The organism is Falsihalocynthiibacter sp. S25ZX9, from assembly GCF_041205405.1.
In the GTDB taxonomy this organism is placed as follows: domain Bacteria; phylum Pseudomonadota; class Alphaproteobacteria; order Rhodobacterales; family Rhodobacteraceae; genus Falsihalocynthiibacter; species Falsihalocynthiibacter arcticus.
In genome coordinates this window covers 1-318 of the sequence record NZ_JBGFCD010000179.1, presented here as the reverse complement: position 1 = coordinate 318, position 318 = coordinate 1, and the positions used below count along the sequence as shown (strand labels likewise).

1 pseudogene is annotated in these 318 nt (G+C 53.8%); it reads left to right on the top strand.

The window, feature by feature from the left end:
* A pseudogene (ureC, locus tag AB9F29_RS21800) lies at positions 1-318 on the top strand (urease subunit alpha); the annotation flags it as partial.

Sequence of the window (318 nt, the reverse complement as noted above, 5' to 3'; positions counted from 1 at the left end):
CATCCGTGACGGCATGGGGCAAAGCCAAATTTCGCGTGTGGGCGGTGCCATGGATACGGTAATTACCAACGCCCTCATTGTCGACACGACAGGGATTTACAAGGCGGACGTTGGTTTGCGTGGTGGATTTATCTCGGCGATTGGCAAGGCGGGCAATCCGGATACCCAATCCAATGTGGATATTATCATTGGCCCCGGAACGGAGATTATCGCGGGCGAATGGCGTATTTTAACGGCGGGTGGGTTTGATAGCCATATCCACTTTATCTGTCCGCAACAAATGGAAGACGCGTTGCACTCGGGCGTGACGACCATGCT